The following is a 15,097-nucleotide window of genomic DNA, read 5'->3' on the forward strand; positions in this document are numbered from 1 at the left end:
CTCTGCACAAAATCCCGGAAGCGAGGCAGACTCGCAGACATGCCGGATCGCCCCGACTACGCCGCCCTCACCCGGGGGCAGATCGCGGTCCTCGACCGGATCAACGCCGGCGAGGCGGGACTGCCCGTACTGAACCAGATCGTCCGCCTGGCGCAGGACGTGCTGGGCGGTCCGGGCGCCGGTTTCGCCGAGTACAGCCCGGGCCACGGCCGGATCATCGCGGCCAGCGGGGTCTGGGCCGGCGCGCTGGGCCGGCGGGTGGACCGCGACGACACCCGTCTGCGGGGCAGCCGCACGCTGCTGCTGCCGCTGGACTCGCTCAACGACGAGTTCGCCAGCCACGTCGACGGCGGTGACCGGCGGCGCACGCTGGGCGCGCGGTGCGAGGTGGGCGACACCATCGTGGGCTCCCTGCACGTCTACCTGGACGCCGCGGACGGCGAGCCGGGGCCCGAGCACCACGCGGTGCTGGAACTGCTGGCCGCCTACGTGGGCCGGCTCTACGGCTACCGCACCGGCCTGCCCATCCACGGCCACCTGCCGGAGGTCGCCGAGGTGCACCGCCGCCAGGAGGCCCGGGACCTGTGGGTCGCGGTGACCAGCCACGAACTGCGTACCCCGGTCACCGTGATCAAGGGATATGCGGACACGCTGACCAACCACTGGGACTCGCTGGGTGAGCAGGGGCGGCAGGAAGCGGTCCGGATCATCGGTGCCCGGGCCGGCGAACTGGCCCGCCTGGTCGACCGGCTGCTCTCCGCCACCAGCGAGGACGGCGAGATCGGCGGCTCGGCGGCCGGCCCGTTCGACCTGGTCGAGGCGCTCCGCTCGGCGGTCGAGGAGCTGCCCGCCGACCTGCGCGGCCGGCTGGTGCTGGACGAACTCCCGGCGGAACTGCCGAAGGCGTTCGGCGACCGCGACTCGCTGGCCACCATCCTGACCGAGCTGGCCACCAACGCGGACAAGTACTCACCGCCGGACACCCCGGTGGAGCTGTGCGCGTCGGCCGACGACCAGACGGTCACGTTCCGGGTCTCCGACCGCGGCGTCGGGGTCAAGCCGGACCACGTCGAGAAGGCGTTCGAACGCTACTGGCAGGGCGAGTCCGGCGACCGCCGCCACCACCCCGGTGCCGGGCTGGGTCTCTACCTGGTGCGCCGGATCGTGGAACGCCAGCACGGCTGGGTGTCGCTGCGGCCGCGCGAGGGCGGCGGCACGGTCGCCGAGGTTCGGCTCCCTCGCGGCTGACCGGCCCTGGTCCTTCCCTCCGGGCCGTCAGCGCCTACTCTGGTTCGCCATGAGCAAGCGTCGGAAAGGCCCGCAGACCGCGCCGAAGCGTCAGAAGGTTCGTGACATCTTCGTCGCCCGGCCCTTCGAGGGTCTGGCGGACGAGCCGGAGTGGATCGCGCTCCGCGAGCTGGTCCCGGCCGCGTCCGCGCCGCTGACCCTCAAACCCGAGATCATCGAGGAGTACGGCGACCGCCCGGTCACGCTCTCCACCGTGCTGCCGATGGCCTGGCCCGCGATGACCCGCCAGGACGGCCGGGTGTTCATCGGGCTGCAACGGCACGTTCAGTCCGGCGACGTGTCCCGCGACCTCGCCGTCGCGATCCTGAGCGCGCTGCGCACCGAGCCGGGCGACACCGTGGCGGTGCCCGCGCTGCCCGGTGTGGGTCCCCGCCTGCAGGACATCCTGGTCGACGGGCCGCTCGACATCACCATGCACGAGGGCTTCGAGTACTGGCTCGACGCCGAGCAGGCCGACGACGTGAACGTGAAGGCGTCGCTGGAGCGGGCCAACGCCTCGATCTACCCGACCGGCCGGCTGGCCGCGGCGCCGGCGGCGTACTGGTGCCGGGTTCCGGAGAAGTCGCACGTGCGCTGGGTGCTGGCCGAGCCGGAGGACGCCGCGCTGGACGCGCTGGCCCGGCTCTCCGCCGCCGGTGACCTGCTGCTCGGCGAGGGCACCAAGTTCGCCGGCATGTTCCGGGCGCACGGCCTGCTGGTGCCGGTGTGGGACGTGCCCCGCGACCCGGAGGCCGCGGACTGGGAGGGCCCGCTGGCCGACTTCGCCAAGCGGTACGCCGACACGCTCGCCGACACCGGGCCGCTGGACTCCGCCGCCCGCCGCGCCAAGCAGGGCCTGGTCGGCCGGCAGCTCACCCTGCGCTGATGTTCGAGGAGCAGTTCACCGCCGATGACCTGGACCCGGCCGTCTGGGTCCCGTACTACCTGCCACATTGGAGTTCCCGGGCCCAGTCGGCGGCGACGTACACGGTGACCGGCGGTGAGCTGCGCCTGAGCATCCCGCCGTCGCAGGGCCTGTGGGCGGAGGGCATCCACCCCACGCCGTTGCGGGTGTCCTGCGTGCAGACCGCGAACTTCTCCGGCCCGGTGGGCAGCACGATCGGCGGTCAGCCGTTCCTGCCGGACCAGGTGGTCCGCGAGGAGCAGCCGACGTTCTGGGGCTACACCCCGCGGTACGGCCACATCGAGGCCCGGATGCGCGGCGTGGTGTCGCCAAGGTCCATGGTGGCGTTCTGGATGTCCGGCATCGAGGACCGGCCGCACCGTTCCGGCGAGATCTGCGTGATGGAGGTGTTCGGCGACGCGGTGCGGGACGGCTCGGTGGACGTCGGGATCGGCCTGCACCGGTTCCGGGACCCGGCGCTGACCGAGGAGTGGTCCACGGTCCCGCTGGATCTGGACATCGCCGAGTTCCACACGTACGGCGTGGACTGGCGACCCGGCTCGCTGGAGTTCACCGTGGACGGGACCGTGGTGCGCCGGATCGGGCAGGCCCCGGACTACCCGGTGCAGCTGGAGATCGGCGTCTTCGACTTCCCGGACAAGGCCGATCCGGACGCCGCCACCGTCGAGGTCCCCGAGCTGATCGTGTCGCACGTCATCGGTCGTCGGTAAGGGGCACCCGCTCGATCGGGCAGCTCATGCAGCGGGGCCCGCCGCGGCCGGAGCCGAGTTCCGAGCCGCTGATCCGGATCACCTCGATGCCGGCCCGTTCCAGCTGGGCGTTCGTCTCCACGTTGCGCTCGTAGGCGACACACAGCCGGGGCGAGATCGCCAGCGTGTTGTTGCCGTCGTCCCACTGCTCGCGTTCCGCGGTGACCGGGTCGAGTCCGGTGTCGATGATCCGCAGCCGGTCGATGCCCATCGCCTCCGCGGCGGCCTCGAGGAACGGCCGCGGCGGGGCGACCACCGGTTCGCCGTCCGCGCCCCGGGTCACGGTCCAGGCCCGCAGCGTGTCGGCCACGATCGGGTACATCACCACGGCGTCGACGTCGACCATCGTGCAGACCGTGTCGAGGTGCATGGTGGCCCGCTCCTGGGCGATCGGCACGGCCAGGATGGTGTGCGCCAGACCGGCCGCGAAGACCCGCAAAGCCAGGCGTTCGGCACCGGCCGGAGTGGTGCGTTCGCCCACCCCGACGGCGAGTACGCCGGGCGCCAGCAGCAGGACGTCGCCGCCCTCCACATGTTCCAGTCCCGGCTGGTAGAGCAGGTCGGTGCCGGCGAAGCGCGGGTGGTAGCGGTAGATCGCCTCGGTCAGCGTGGTCTCCCGGGCCCGGGCCGGCATGGCCAGGCTGGTGACCGCGACCCGGTCCCCGATCCACACCGACGAGTCGCGGGTGAACAGCAGGTTGGGCAGCGGGTCGATGACGAAGTCGTGCGGATCCATCATCTGGTAGACCAGCCCACCGGGCCCGGGCTTCATCTCCTCGTGGGCCAGGCCGGCCATCAGGACGTCGGCCAGGCGGGGCGGGTCCTGGTCGGCCAGGTACCCGGCGACCCGGCCGCGCAACGTGTCACCGAGCCGCCGGTCGTCCAGCACCCCGGCGATCACCTCGGTGCGCGCCTCGGACACCGCCAGCGTCTCGGCCAGCAACTGTCCGAGATAGAGCACCTCGACGCCGCGCTCGCGCAGGGCGGCCGCGAACGCGTCGTGTTCCTCCTGCGCGCGGCCCACCCAGGGGATGCCGTCGAACAGCAGCGAGTCGTTGTTGCGCGGGGTGAGCCGCGCCAGTTCCGGCCCGGGCCGGTGCAGCATGACCGTGGTGAGGCGGCTGACTTCGCTGTCGACGTAGTGCGTCACGGATCGAGACTAGGGCAATCCGGTCGATGCGGCGATTCATCGCGCAGAGCCGCCGTGATGTGACTTTGGGCCGAGATCAAGGATCAGTGCTGCGCGACGGCTAAGGTGAGGCTAACTTGGGCGGTGACGTAACCGAGTTCCGGGGGGATCGAGGGACGAGTGCGCCATACGCAAGAAGAGGCCGTGCGTGAATGCGGCATTCATCCCCAGTCATTCCACTTTCTTTCCCCCTTTGCATCTTGCTTCCGTATGGGGTCAAACACTTACGGTAGTGGCCAGAGAGCCCGACGGACCTTTTGCCGGAGGTCACGATGACTGTCTTCCCCGCACGTCCCGCCCTGCCTGTCACACCGTCCAAGGCGTTGGCCCCGGTCGACCGCCGTCAATCAGCCCCACCCGCACCGCTCGAGGCACCCCGCCCGAGTCCGGTCGAGTGGGCACGTCGCCGCCGCGCCGAGCGTGACGCCCGCCGGCTGGAGGCGGCCGGAGCACGTGCGCTGACCCGGCTGGACCGTCTGGGTCCCGCCTGGCACATCGTGGACTGGCCCCGCACCGACACGCTGCACGGGTACTACGAGCCCGACCCGAGCGACGAGCGCGCCGGATTCCTCGCCATCGGCCCCGGCGGCGTGTACGCCGTCACCGTCGCCGACCACGGGCGGGCCCGCGTCCTCATCGCCGGTGACGTGGTACAGATCAATGGCAAGCGCCCGGCGTTCGTGGCCGAGGCCCGCCGCGACGCCCGCCGGGCCAGCAAGGCCATGTCGGCCGCGGTCGGGCTGACCGTCCCGGTCAGTCCGGTCCTCGCGTTCGTCGGGTCCGGGGTGATCAGCGTCCACGGCCTGCCTAAGGACTGCCTGGTCGCCACGCACCGGGAGCTGGACCGGCTGCTCATCGCCGGCGGTGCGCGCATCTCACCGGCCACCGCGGGTAAACTTTCGGCGGTCGCCGAGAACCCGTCGACCTGGGCAAACGCTCCGTACCGTCCGGCCGGCGACTATCGGTGGTATGCCGGCGGACAAACGGCCGCTGACAAGCGGACGACCCGCCGGTAACGTTCCTGCCGGTGCACCGTTCGCCGCCGACCGGTCACCACGGCGACACGGCCGGGGTTCGTCCCCGGCCGGGCCGTGACCCGGCGGCACGGAGGATCAGGGAGGTGCAGGTGGCGCACGTCGAACTCTCACTCTCGGGAGCGTTCGTGCCCCAGGCGCGTACACCAGCCGAGTCGGAGTTCCTCTCGAACGTCGAACGCTGGGCGGCAACGGTCGCGACCTCGGTCGAGCCGTGCCTGATCATCGACGTGGCCACCACGATCCTCGCCCTCTCGCCGTCCTGCAGCGAGCTGCTGGGGCTGGGCAAGCCGGCGGACGCGGTCGGCCAGCCGCTGCTCGGCGACGGTGCGCTCCGGCTCATCGACTTCACCGCCGGCGGCGGCGAGCTGGACGAGCCCGAGGTGGAGAAGATTCCGCCGCTGCTCGCGATCCGCAGCGAGCGCCTGGCCCGCGGCCTGATGCGGGTCCAGCTGGACGACGGCAACGAGCACCTGACCGTGGACGCCATCGCCACCCCGCTCATCGCGGCCAACCAGGTCGTCGCGTCGCTGTCGTTCTTCGCACCGGTGCGCTGACCCGCCGCGAGGCGTGTGGCGATCATTTCACCGCGCGGCCATTGGGCCCGCGCGATCCGAACCGTACGCTCTCCTCATGCTCGATCTCGATCTGTTGCCTGAGGAATACGCGGTGTGCCGACTGCCGGCCGGTTCGCCGCTGCCCGCCTCGCTGAGCGGCGGACCGGACGACAAGAGCGTCATCTCCGTGACGTGGGCGCCGGACGAGCTGTCCATCATCTGCCCGAGCGACCGGGTGCCGTCCGACGCCGTGGTGGAGACCCCGTGGCGCTGCCTGCGGGTGGTCGGCCCGCTGGACCTGGCATTGACCGGCGTGCTCGCGTCCCTGCTCGGGCCGCTCGCCCAGGCCCGGGTCAACATCGTGACCTTCTCGACGTACGACACCGACTACCTGCTGGTCCCCACGGTCCGGTTGGCCGAGGCGCTGGGCACGCTCAGCGCCGCCGGACACCGGATCGCCGCCGGCTGAGATCCGGCCTCTTCACGAACGTCGATCCGGCCCTACCATGGGCGCGTGTCCCGCACGCCTGACCGCGCCGCCGAGCGGTCACTCCTCCTTGCCGCCGCCCCGCGGCCGCCCCACCGCGCCGCCGTGCGGTTCCGTCGGCACGCCGCCCACCGGTTGTGCCCCGGCCTGCCGGTGGGGCTCAGCCAGCTGGTGAGACTCGGCCAGCTGGTGAGACTCGGCCAGCTCGTCAGACTCGGCCGGCCGGTGAGACTCGGGCTGCCGCTCGCGCTAGGTCTGCTGGGCATGCTCGCCGGGTGCGGGGAGCCGCCGCAGCCGCTGGCCACCGCGCCGCCCGAGCCGCCCCGCAGCGCCCCCGTACCGCCCTCCGGAGCCCCGTACCCGTCCGGCGGCCTGCCACCCACCATGCCGGCCGGCACGCTCCCCACCGGCGGCCTGACCACCCAGCCGTACCCGACCCAGCCGTACCCGACCGGATTCGGGCCGACCTACCCGACCGCCACGCTGCCCACCACCAGCCCCACCACGACGCCGAGCCGCAGCCTGCCGCCGGCCGCCCCGCGCTGCACCGCCGGCCCGAGCCGGGCGCAGGTGCTCGCCGTGATCAAGGACAACCCGACCATCCCCACCGACAAGCAGCCGGTGGTCAAGGAGGGACCGTTCTGCGCGGGATCGTGGCAGTTCACCGTGGTGGGCAGCACCGTGCAGGACCCCGAGGGCGACGAACCACTGCTGGTGGTCACGACCGGCCGGCCGGCCGCGCTGACCCTGGTGGTGATCGGCACGGACGTGTGCACGGACCGGGTGGAGGACGACGCCCCGGCCGGGATCCGGGTACGGGCGTGCGGATTCTGATCCCGGCCGGCCTCTAGGCTGGGGTCATGCCCGGAACACCGCCGACCCGCTTCGTGTACCTCGGGCCCGAGGGCACGTTCACCGAGCAGGCCCTGCGCACCATCTCCGCGGCCGAGCACGGCATCCGTACGCCCGCCCGCAGCGTCCCCGAGGCGCTCGAGGCGGTCCGTACCGGAGACGCCGACGCCGCGCTGGTGCCGTTGGAGAACTCGGTCGGCGGCGCCGTCCCGGTGACGCTGGACGAGCTGGCCACCGGAAGCCCGCTGGTGATCACCCGCGAGGTGGTGCTGCCGGTGGAGTTCCAGCTGGCCGCGGCGCGACTCATCCCGCTCGCCCAGCTGCGTACGGTGGCGGCGCATCCGCAGGCGTCCGCGCAGTGCCGCAACTGGCTGCTGGCGAACATGCCGGACGCGGTGGTGGTGGACGTGTTGTCCAACGCGACCGCCGCGATCAGCGCCGCGAGCGGCGAGTGCGATGCGGCGATCTGCGCGCCGATCGGCGTACCCCGCAATGGTCTGACCGTGCTCGCCGACAAGATCGCGGATCGCGCCGACGCGGTGACCCGCTTCGCGTTGCTGTCCCGGCCGGCGCCGCCGGCCGCGCCGACCGGCGACGACGTGACCTCGCTGGCGGTGTCGATCCGCCACGACCAGGTCGGTGCACTGCTCGCGGTGCTGACCGAGCTGGCGGTACGCGGCATCAACCTGAGCCGGATCGAGTCCCGGCCGACCGGCGAGCAGCTCGGGACGTACGTGTTCTTCCTGGACTGCACGGGTCACGTCGCCGAGCCCCGGCTGGGCGAGGCGCTGCAGGGGCTGCGCCGGATCTGTGCCGAGGTGCGCTTCCTGGGCAGTTACGCCCGGCACCGCTGGTCCACGGCGGCCGCCGAGGCCCCGGTGCCGTCCCCACCGGGGCTCTCGAACGCCGACTTCGCCGACTCCACGGCCTGGCTGACCCGCATCCGCGCCGGCCACTCCGCCTGACCGCCGCGGAGCGGCGGCACTCAGCTGAACAGGTTGCCCAGGACTCCGCCCTGCTGCTGCTGGCCCTGCGCCACACCGGCCAGCCCGCCCGGGGGTTCCTCGGACGGCTGGACCACGACGAAGCCCTGCCCGGCGAAGCTCATCGTGAACCGCTCGCCGGTGGTCCGGCCCAGCAGCGTGCCGAGGCCCATCTGCTCGGCCTGGTGGTAGCCGGTCTGCAGGTTCGCCGACCAGCAGATCGCCGCCTGCGGGTCCACGAACGTGGGCTGGTCGACGCTGAGCACCACCGGGGTGCCCTTGGTGGTCACGGCGATCCGGCCGTACCCGCTGAACACGCAGTTGAACAGGCCGGCGTTGGACAGCATGCCGGCGCCCTGGACCATCTTGATGTCGTAGTTGAGGGTGGAGTCGAACGCGAGCACGTTGGCGCCGTTGATGGAGAGCGCGTCGCCCTGCTCGAGGTCGATGATGTGGATGTCGGCGGCGTTCTCGGCCAGGAACACGTCACCCTGGCCGCTGACCCGCATCAGCGGGACGCCCTCGCCGGTGAGCTTCTGCTTGAGGAACTTGCCGAGGCCTCCGGAGCCGAGCGCCTCGAACTTGACCTGTCCCTGGTACGCCACCATCGAGCCGACCCGCGCCATGAACTCGCCGTTCAGCTCGGCCTTGAGCAACTTGGAATTCTGCAGCCGGAGGCCGGGCTGAGCCGACTCCTTCTCGAGGTTGTCGGCCGAGAAAAGTTCGCTGCGCATGAGCGTGTCCTCCTGTAAGCACTTGGAGTCCCAGAGTAAGGGCTGCTCACAAGGGGGTCAGCCCCAGCCCAGCTCGTGCAGGCGGTGATCGTCTATCCCGAAATGGTGGGCGATTTCGTGGACCACGGTGATCGCCACCTCGTCGATGACGTCGGTCTCGGAGTCGCACACCTTGAGCGTGGGCAGCCGGTAGATGGTGATCCGGTCGGGCAGCACGCCGGCGTAGTCCCAGCCGCGTTCGGTGAGCGCATAGCCCTCGTACAGGCCGAGGAGATCGTCGCTGCCGTCCGGCGGGCGGTCCTCGACCAGGACGACGACGTTGTTCATCACGTTGAGCAGTTCGACCGGGACCTCGTCGAGCGCCTCGCCGACGAGTTCCTCGAAACGCTCACGACTCATCTCGACCGGCACCCGACCATTGTGCTCCGTCGACCCGTGCGGGTCGACGGAGCAGCGTGGAGAATCAGGCGAGCGACGCGCTGAGGCTGATCTGCGCGCCGGGGGAGAGCAGGCGGGAGATCGGGCAGTTCTCCTTGGCGCCCTCGGCGATCTTCTGGAACGTGCCCTCGTCGATGTTCGGGACGTTACCGACCGTCTCGAGCTCGATCCGGGTGACGCCGAAGCCACCGTCGGTCTTGTCGAGGTGCACCTTGGCGGTGGTCTCCACGGACGTGGGGGTGAAGCCGGCGTCGGCCAGACCCTTGGAGAACGCCATCGAGAAGCAGCCGGCGTGCGCCGCCCCGATCAGCTCCTCGGGGTTGGTGCCTTCGCCCTCCTCGAAGCGCGACTTGAACGAATAGTTCCCCTGGAGCCCGCCCTTGCCGGTCTTGACCGTGCCGGAACCCTCGGTGAGGTTCCCTTCCCAGCGGGCTGAAGCAGTACGAATTGGCATACCACCGAAACTAGTCCATGGCGCGTGGCCGGTTGGCGGCCCTTGCCCAACCGCACCCGCTGGTCGGCGGGCGCGGGGCAAGACATGATGGATCGCATGGCGTCCGACCTGCAGCCCACCGGCGACCCACCGACGCCGGCCGAGGCGGTCGTGGAGTTCGGCCCCGACTCCGGTTCCGAGTCCGGCGAGCCCGGGCGGGGCCGACGATGGCACCTGGCCGGACTGGCCGGCAGCCTGGCCGCGGACCGCCGGGTGGTGCCGCTGGCCGCCGCGGTGGGCGCCGTGGCGCTGTTCGCGTCGCTGGTCTCGGAGTGGCAGATCACGTCCGTGGACACCACCCCGTTCGGCGGTACGGACGCCGGCAACCGCCAGGTCGCCGCCTCGATCGCCGACCTCGGCGCGCTCGGCGCCGGTTACCTGGCCGGGCTGTTCGTGCTGGCCGGTGCGGTGGTGCTGCTGCTGTTCGGCCCGGCCGCCCCGCGCCCGTACGCCCGGCTGATCGGACTCACCGCCGGCGGGGTCCTGCTCGCCGTGGTCGCCGCCATGGCCTCCGACCTGGACGAGGTGAGCCGTTCCATCGCCCGCGTCTATCTGATCGATCTGGACGCCGAGGACGTGGTGCTGCGGTACGGGCGGGGCCTGTGGTGTGCGGTGTTCGGGGTGGCCGCCACGGTGCTCGCGCTGTATCTGGCGGGCCGGCATCTGGCCGTGGCGGCACCGGACGCGACGGCGGACGCGACGGTGCCCGAGCCGGAGGCGGTGTGGTCCTGGCGGCGCCCGCGTACCGCCACGGAGGAGGAACCGCCGGTGGATGAGCCGTTCGACCTGACCGTGTCGCCGGTGACGCCGTTCATGTCGCTGTCCGACGACCGCGACAAGGCCACCGAACGGGACAAACCCAGCGGAGGTATATCGGGATGAACGACCGGCCGGTCCGCCGGTAGGCTCGACAATCGTGATTGACCTGCGCCTGCTCCGCGAGGACCCCGACCTGATCCGTGCCAGCCAGCGACTGCGTGGCGAGTCCACGTCGGTCGTGGACGAGCTGCTGCGCGCCGACGAGGAACGGCGGGCGGTCACGCAGCGGTTCGAGTCCGTGCGCGCCGAGCAGAAGTCGCTGGGCAAGCAGGTGGCCAGGGCCTCCGGCGACGAGCGGGCCGCGCTGCTGGCCCGTACCAAGGAGCTCGCCGTCGAGGTGAAGGCGGCCGAGGCGGCCGCCACCGAGGCCGACCAGGCACTGCGCCGGGCGCAGTTGGCCGTGCCCAACGTGGTCGAGGACGGCGTCCCGCCGGGCGGCGAGGACGATTTCGTGGTGCTGCGCGAGGTCGGCGACGTGCCGGACCTCCCGCAGCCGAAGGACCACCTGGAGCTGGGCGAGGCGCTGGGCGCGATCGACACCGAGCGCGGCGCGAAGGTGTCGGGTTCGCGGTTCTACTTCCTCACCGGCGTGGGCGCGCTGCTCCAGCTGGGCCTGCTGCAGATCGCGATCCAGCAGGCGGTCGAGCACGGCTTCACGCCGTCGATCACGCCGTCGCTGGTCCGCCCGGAGGCGATGGAGGGCACCGGTTTCCTCGGTGCGCACGCCGGCGAGGTCTACCGGCTCGAGGCCGACGACCTCTACCTCGTGGGTACGTCGGAGGTGCCGCTGGCGGCGTACCACTCGAACGAGATCCTGGAACTCGACGGGCCGCGCCGCTACGCCGGCTGGTCGTCCTGTTACCGGCGGGAGGCCGGCTCGCACGGCAAGGACGTCCGCGGCATCCTGCGTGTGCACCAGTTCGACAAGGTGGAGATGTTCTCGTTCTGCCGGCCGGAGGACGCGCAGGCCGAGCACCTGCGCCTGCTCGCCATGGAGGAGGAGATGCTGGCCAAGGTCGAGGTGCCCTACCGGGTGATCGACGTGGCGGCCGGCGACCTGGGCTCGAGCGCGACCCGCAAGTACGACTGCGAGGCGTGGGTGCCGTCGCAGCAGCGGTACCGCGAGGTGACGTCGACGTCGAACTGCACCACGTTCCAGGCCCGGCGCCTGAACATCCGGTACCGCGACGCCGACGGCCGGCCGCAGGCGGCGGCGACGCTGAACGGCACGCTGGCCACCACCCGGTGGCTGATCCCGATCCTGGAGAACCACCAGCAGCCGGACGGTTCGGTGCGGGTGCCGAAGGCGCTCCAGCCGTACCTGGGCGGCCGGGACATTCTCGAACCCGTCAGGTAACCGAAACTCAACCGGCCCGCTACCTAAAGCCATAGCCGCAGGTAGCCGGGCCGGTGTAACGTTTTCCTTCCGCCCTTCGGCGGGGGTACCCCACACGCGGAGGTACCCATGACCCGACCCGGTCTGCCGAAGCTCATCGCCACCGACCTCGACGGCACCCTGGTGCGCAGTGACGACACCGTGTCCGCGTACACCCATGCGGTGCTGGACCGGGTCCGCGCGGCCGGCATCCGCATCGTCGGCGCCACCGGCCGCGGACCGCGGCTCACCGAACTCACCCGCAACGACATCCGGGTGGCCGACTTCCTCGTGCTGGCCCAGGGCGGCTGGGTCATCGACCAGGCCGACCCGGTGCCGCTGCGGACCGAGCGGCTGTCCGGCGCGGCGCTGGCCCAGGTGCTGACCGCGCTGGAGGCCGAGGTCGGCCCGCTGTCCGTCATGGTCGAGGCGCTGGAGCACGACGACGCGCCGCTGTGGGGCGACTACGACCCGACCTGGCGGTACCCGGTGGTGCTGGAGCCGCGGACCCGGGCCGAGTGTGTGTCCGCCGACGTGATCAAGGCGTTCGCCCGGGCGGCCGGCACCGACGTCGACGACCTGCTCGCGGCGGCCGAGCGGATCATCCCGCCGCACGTGGCATCGGTCACTCAGGCGGGCCTGAACTACATCGAGATCTGCCCTCCGCACGTCGACAAGGGCACCGGCCTGGCCGTGGTCGCGCAGGCCGTCGGGGTCGACCCCGCGGACGTGCTGGTATTCGGGGACATGCCGAACGACCTGCCGATGTTCGCCTGGGCCGGGTGGAGCCGGGTGGCCGTGGCCAACGCGCACCCGCTGGTCCACGCGGCCGCCGACGAGGTCACCACGACCAACGACGAGGACGGGGTGGCGGTCTATCTGGACCAGTTACTGTCGAGGTGATGTCATCGCCCTTCCGCCTCGTCGCCTCGGACATCGACGGCACCCTGATCCGTACCGACGGCACGCTCAGCCCGCGCACCTCCGACGTGCTGGACCGGCTGTACCACCGCGGCGTACCCACCGTGCTGGTGACCGGCCGGCCGGTGCGCTGGCTACGCCAGCTCTACGACCAGATGGCCGAACCGCTGCCGGCGGTGTGCGCCAACGGCGCGGTGGTCTACGACCCGGACACCGACGAGGTGCTGCGGGCCGCGCCGCTCGACGTCGACCTGCTGCTCGACGTGACGAAGAAGCTGCGCGAGGCGGTGCCGGACATCGCGCTGGCGGTCGAGGTCGAGGACGGCCGGTCCTTCTGGTACGAGGAGGCCTGGCCGATGCGCTGGGACGGTGAACACCAGTCGGTACGGGTGCTCACCACGCCCGAGGACCTCACCTCGGCACCCGCGGTGAAGCTGCTCGCCCGTTCCGCCACGCATCCCCCGGACGACTTCTTCGCCCTGGTCAGCCGGACGCTCGGCGACGTCGCCGAGGCCACCCACTCGTCGTCGTCGGCGCTGGTGGAGATCTCCGCGGCCGGCGTCACCAAGGCGGCCGGACTGGCCTGGCTCTGCGAGCGGGAGGGTCTCACCGCCGAGGACGTGGTGGCCTTCGGCGACATGCCGAACGACGTGCCGCTGCTCAGCTGGGCCGGCCGCTCGGTGGCGATGGGCAACGCCCACCCCGCCGTCCGGGAGGTCGCCGACGAGGTGACGTCGACGAACGACGAGGACGGCGTGGCGGCGTACCTGGAACGGCTTTTCGATCTATAGGTACTGACCGGTGCGGCCGTCGGGGCCGCCCGGGGCGGCGCCGGGCATGCCGGGGATCAGGCCGTTCGGTCCCACCGGGAGCGCCGGCCGGCCGGCACCGCCGCCACGCATCTGTTCGAGCTGGAGCCGGGCCGCCATCTGCTGGGCGACCAGCGCGGCCTGGATCCCGTGGAACAGGCCCTCCAGCCATCCGACCAGCTGCGCCTGGGCGATCCGCAGTTCCGCCTCGCTGGGCGGGGTCTCCCCCTCGAACGGCAGCGAGAGCCGCTCCAGCTCGTCGCGCAGCTCCGGGGCGAGCCCGTCCTCGAGTTCGGTGATCGAGCGCTGGTGGATCTCGCGCAGGCGGGTGCGGCTCGCCTCGTCCAGCGGCGCCGCGCGCACCTCCTCCAGCAGCTGTTTGATCATGCTGCCGATCCGCATGACCTTCGCGGGCTGCTCGATCAGGTTGCCCGGTTCCTCCGGCTTGAGACTGCCGTCGGATTCGACCGTGCCCATGGGCCGGCCGTCCGGGCCCACGACGATGACGGAACCGTCGTCGTTCTTCTCTGCGCTGTGGGTGTCGTCGGTCATGCGATCCATCTTCCCGCACCGCGACGAGCGGCGGTCAGGGGCGTAGCTCGGCCACCGCGCACTTGACGCTGCCGCCGCCGCGCTTCAGCTCGGAAAGTTCCACCGGGACCGGGACATAACCCGCGGCCCGGACCTTCTCCGCCATGCCGGTGGCCTCGTGGTTGAGCACGATGTGGCGGCCGTCACCGACCAGGTTCAGCCCGAACGCCTCGGCGTCGGTGCGGTCGGCCCGGACCGCGTCCGGGAAGAGCTGGGCGAGGATCCGCTGCGACGACGCGGAGAAGGCATCGGGGTAGTAGGCGATGTGCCGGTCGTCGAGCGCGGCGAGCGCGGTGTCCAGGTGGTAGAACGCCGGGTCGACCAGGTGCAGCGAGACCACCGGGCGGCCCAGCACCTCCTGCGCCTCGGTGTGGGCGGCCGGCTGGGTGCGGAAGCCGTGGCCGGCCAGGATCAGCCCGCCGTACGCGCCGGGCAGGTAGGCGAAGTCGCCCTCGCCCTCGTTGACGTGGGCCGGCGCCACGAACCGCCACGGGCCGGCCGCGTAGAACGACCGGTGGTGCGCGGCCTCCGCGGCGCGCTGCGGGTGGCGGAACCGGGCGCCGTACGCGGTGCCGTCCACCGAGAACGCGCCGTTCGCGGCGTAGACCATGTCCGGCAGGCCGGGCTCCGCCGGAAGCTCGTGCACCGTGTGACCGAGGTCGATGAGCGTGTCCCGGAGCAGTTGCCACTGCTTGAGCGCCAGCGCGGCGTCGACCGGCACGGTGGTGTCCATCCAGGGGTTGATGGCGTACTCCACCGCGAAGTGCCGCGGCGGGCACATGAGATATGTCCGGGTTCGCGGCATCCGCTCCGTCTGGCTCATGAGGTAAACGATAGGTAGGGTGGAGACGTTT

Annotated in this window: 18 protein-coding genes; 12 read left to right on the plus strand and 6 right to left on the minus strand. The window is 71.7% G+C overall.

The genetic code is table 11. From position 1 onward, the window contains the following. Positions 1-39: 39 nt before the first annotated feature. From LDL48_RS07200 to LDL48_RS07210, 3 genes are read left to right on the plus strand one after another with little or no spacing between them, the layout of a single operon-like run. Positions 40-1,248 carry a sensor histidine kinase gene (locus LDL48_RS07200; RefSeq protein WP_225254230.1) on the plus strand — a complete coding sequence of 403 codons (1,209 nt, stop codon included), beginning with the start codon at positions 40-42 and terminating at the stop codon, positions 1,246-1,248. A gap of 49 nt (positions 1,249-1,297) precedes the next feature. Further along, complete coding sequence (locus LDL48_RS07205; RefSeq protein ID WP_225254231.1) at positions 1,298-2,173, plus strand: DUF5926 family protein; 876 nt, start codon at positions 1,298-1,300, stop codon at positions 2,171-2,173. After that, a complete protein-coding gene (locus LDL48_RS07210) occupies positions 2,173-2,922 on the plus strand; it encodes a glycoside hydrolase family 16 protein (protein WP_225254232.1) in 750 nt (249 codons plus the stop codon). The genes LDL48_RS07205 and LDL48_RS07210 overlap by 1 nt, the downstream gene beginning before the upstream one ends. On the opposite strand, the gene LDL48_RS07215 is transcribed toward LDL48_RS07210, so the two are convergent. After that, on the minus strand, positions 2,906-4,111 hold the full coding sequence (locus LDL48_RS07215; protein WP_225254233.1) for an arginine deiminase: 1,206 nt from the start codon (positions 4,109-4,111) through the stop codon (positions 2,906-2,908). The genes LDL48_RS07210 and LDL48_RS07215 overlap by 17 nt on opposite strands. Before the next feature lie 311 nt (positions 4,112-4,422). Here LDL48_RS07215 and LDL48_RS07220 point away from each other — a divergent pair, with 311 nt between their 5' ends. The 5 genes from LDL48_RS07220 to pheA all read left to right on the plus strand — a co-directional run bounded on the left by LDL48_RS07220 (position 4,423) and on the right by pheA (position 8,045). After that, the gene (locus tag LDL48_RS07220; RefSeq protein ID WP_225254234.1) at positions 4,423-5,166 is read left to right on the plus strand and encodes a hypothetical protein; all 744 of its coding nucleotides are present in this window, start codon (positions 4,423-4,425) and stop codon (positions 5,164-5,166) included. Positions 5,167-5,276: 110 nt separating this feature from the next. After that, on the plus strand, positions 5,277-5,741 hold the full coding sequence (locus tag LDL48_RS07225) for a PAS domain-containing protein (RefSeq protein ID WP_225254235.1): 465 nt from the start codon (positions 5,277-5,279) through the stop codon (positions 5,739-5,741). A gap of 76 nt (positions 5,742-5,817) precedes the next feature. Continuing rightward, positions 5,818-6,210 (plus strand): ACT domain-containing protein, encoded by a 393-nt coding sequence (locus LDL48_RS07230; RefSeq protein WP_225254236.1) that lies wholly within the window; start codon positions 5,818-5,820, stop codon positions 6,208-6,210. Positions 6,211-6,255: 45 nt separating this feature from the next. Continuing rightward, a complete protein-coding gene (locus tag LDL48_RS07235) occupies positions 6,256-7,062 on the plus strand; it encodes a hypothetical protein (RefSeq protein ID WP_225254237.1) in 807 nt (268 codons plus the stop codon). A gap of 26 nt (positions 7,063-7,088) precedes the next feature. Then, positions 7,089-8,045, plus strand: a complete 957-nt coding sequence (gene pheA / locus LDL48_RS07240) for a prephenate dehydratase (protein ID WP_225254238.1) — start codon at positions 7,089-7,091, stop codon at positions 8,043-8,045. 20 nt (positions 8,046-8,065) lie between these two features. On the opposite strand, the gene LDL48_RS07245 is transcribed toward pheA, so the two are convergent. From LDL48_RS07245 to LDL48_RS07255, 3 genes are all read right to left on the minus strand, one after another. Further along, positions 8,066-8,797, minus strand: a complete 732-nt coding sequence (locus LDL48_RS07245) for an AIM24 family protein (protein WP_225254239.1) — start codon at positions 8,795-8,797, stop codon at positions 8,066-8,068. A 57-nt stretch (positions 8,798-8,854) separates the two neighbouring features. Next, positions 8,855-9,196: a metallopeptidase family protein gene (locus LDL48_RS07250; RefSeq protein WP_225254483.1), complete on the minus strand. Its 342-nt coding sequence runs from the start codon at positions 9,194-9,196 to the stop codon at positions 8,855-8,857. 64 nt (positions 9,197-9,260) lie between these two features. After that, complete coding sequence (locus LDL48_RS07255; protein ID WP_225254240.1) at positions 9,261-9,689, minus strand: OsmC family protein; 429 nt, start codon at positions 9,687-9,689, stop codon at positions 9,261-9,263. 96 nt (positions 9,690-9,785) lie between these two features. Here LDL48_RS07255 and LDL48_RS07260 point away from each other — a divergent pair, with 96 nt between their 5' ends. From LDL48_RS07260 to LDL48_RS07275, 4 genes are all read left to right on the plus strand, one after another. Further along, a complete protein-coding gene (locus LDL48_RS07260) occupies positions 9,786-10,610 on the plus strand; it encodes a ZIP family metal transporter (RefSeq protein ID WP_225254241.1) in 825 nt (274 codons plus the stop codon). Positions 10,611-10,644: 34 nt separating this feature from the next. Beyond that, on the plus strand, positions 10,645-11,904 hold the full coding sequence (serS, locus tag LDL48_RS07265) for a serine--tRNA ligase (protein WP_225254242.1): 1,260 nt from the start codon (positions 10,645-10,647) through the stop codon (positions 11,902-11,904). A gap of 108 nt (positions 11,905-12,012) precedes the next feature. Continuing rightward, the gene (locus LDL48_RS07270; protein ID WP_225254243.1) at positions 12,013-12,825 is read left to right on the plus strand and encodes an HAD-IIB family hydrolase; all 813 of its coding nucleotides are present in this window, start codon (positions 12,013-12,015) and stop codon (positions 12,823-12,825) included. Then, a complete protein-coding gene (locus LDL48_RS07275; protein WP_225254244.1) occupies positions 12,825-13,634 on the plus strand; it encodes an HAD family hydrolase in 810 nt (269 codons plus the stop codon). The genes LDL48_RS07270 and LDL48_RS07275 overlap by 1 nt, the downstream gene beginning before the upstream one ends. Here the strand turns inward: LDL48_RS07275 and LDL48_RS07280 are convergent. Both LDL48_RS07280 and ddaH read right to left on the minus strand, forming a co-directional pair. Beyond that, positions 13,629-14,204, minus strand: coding sequence for a bacterial proteasome activator family protein (locus LDL48_RS07280; protein ID WP_225254245.1), 576 nt, complete (start codon positions 14,202-14,204; stop codon positions 13,629-13,631). The genes LDL48_RS07275 and LDL48_RS07280 overlap by 6 nt on opposite strands. A gap of 34 nt (positions 14,205-14,238) precedes the next feature. Continuing rightward, on the minus strand, positions 14,239-15,066 hold the full coding sequence (gene ddaH / locus LDL48_RS07285; RefSeq protein WP_225254246.1) for a dimethylargininase: 828 nt from the start codon (positions 15,064-15,066) through the stop codon (positions 14,239-14,241). Between the last annotated feature and the right edge of the window lie 31 nt (positions 15,067-15,097).

The sequence above is a fragment of the Jidongwangia harbinensis genome (genome assembly GCF_020216025.1).
GTDB lineage: Bacteria > Actinomycetota > Actinomycetes > Mycobacteriales > Micromonosporaceae > Actinoplanes > Actinoplanes harbinensis.

Coding starts and splice junctions, on each gene's coding strand:
- ddaH (WP_225254246.1), bottom strand. CDS start 15,066: ATGAGCCAGACGGAGCGGATGCCGCGAACCCGGACATATCTCATGTGC.
- LDL48_RS07245 (WP_225254239.1), bottom strand. CDS start 8,797: ATGCGCAGCGAACTTTTCTCGGCCGACAACCTCGAGAAGGAGTCGGCT.
- LDL48_RS07205 (WP_225254231.1), top strand. CDS start 1,298: ATGAGCAAGCGTCGGAAAGGCCCGCAGACCGCGCCGAAGCGTCAGAAG.
- LDL48_RS07230 (WP_225254236.1), top strand. CDS start 5,818: ATGCTCGATCTCGATCTGTTGCCTGAGGAATACGCGGTGTGCCGACTG.
- LDL48_RS07255 (WP_225254240.1), bottom strand. CDS start 9,689: ATGCCAATTCGTACTGCTTCAGCCCGCTGGGAAGGGAACCTCACCGAG.
- LDL48_RS07270 (WP_225254243.1), top strand. CDS start 12,013: ATGACCCGACCCGGTCTGCCGAAGCTCATCGCCACCGACCTCGACGGC.
- LDL48_RS07220 (WP_225254234.1), top strand. CDS start 4,423: ATGACTGTCTTCCCCGCACGTCCCGCCCTGCCTGTCACACCGTCCAAG.
- pheA (WP_225254238.1), top strand. CDS start 7,089: ATGCCCGGAACACCGCCGACCCGCTTCGTGTACCTCGGGCCCGAGGGC.
- LDL48_RS07250 (WP_225254483.1), bottom strand. CDS start 9,196: ATGAGTCGTGAGCGTTTCGAGGAACTCGTCGGCGAGGCGCTCGACGAG.
- LDL48_RS07210 (WP_225254232.1), top strand. CDS start 2,173: ATGTTCGAGGAGCAGTTCACCGCCGATGACCTGGACCCGGCCGTCTGG.
- LDL48_RS07260 (WP_225254241.1), top strand. CDS start 9,786: ATGGCGTCCGACCTGCAGCCCACCGGCGACCCACCGACGCCGGCCGAG.
- LDL48_RS07200 (WP_225254230.1), top strand. CDS start 40: ATGCCGGATCGCCCCGACTACGCCGCCCTCACCCGGGGGCAGATCGCG.
- LDL48_RS07280 (WP_225254245.1), bottom strand. CDS start 14,204: ATGACCGACGACACCCACAGCGCAGAGAAGAACGACGACGGTTCCGTC.
- LDL48_RS07275 (WP_225254244.1), top strand. CDS start 12,825: ATGTCATCGCCCTTCCGCCTCGTCGCCTCGGACATCGACGGCACCCTG.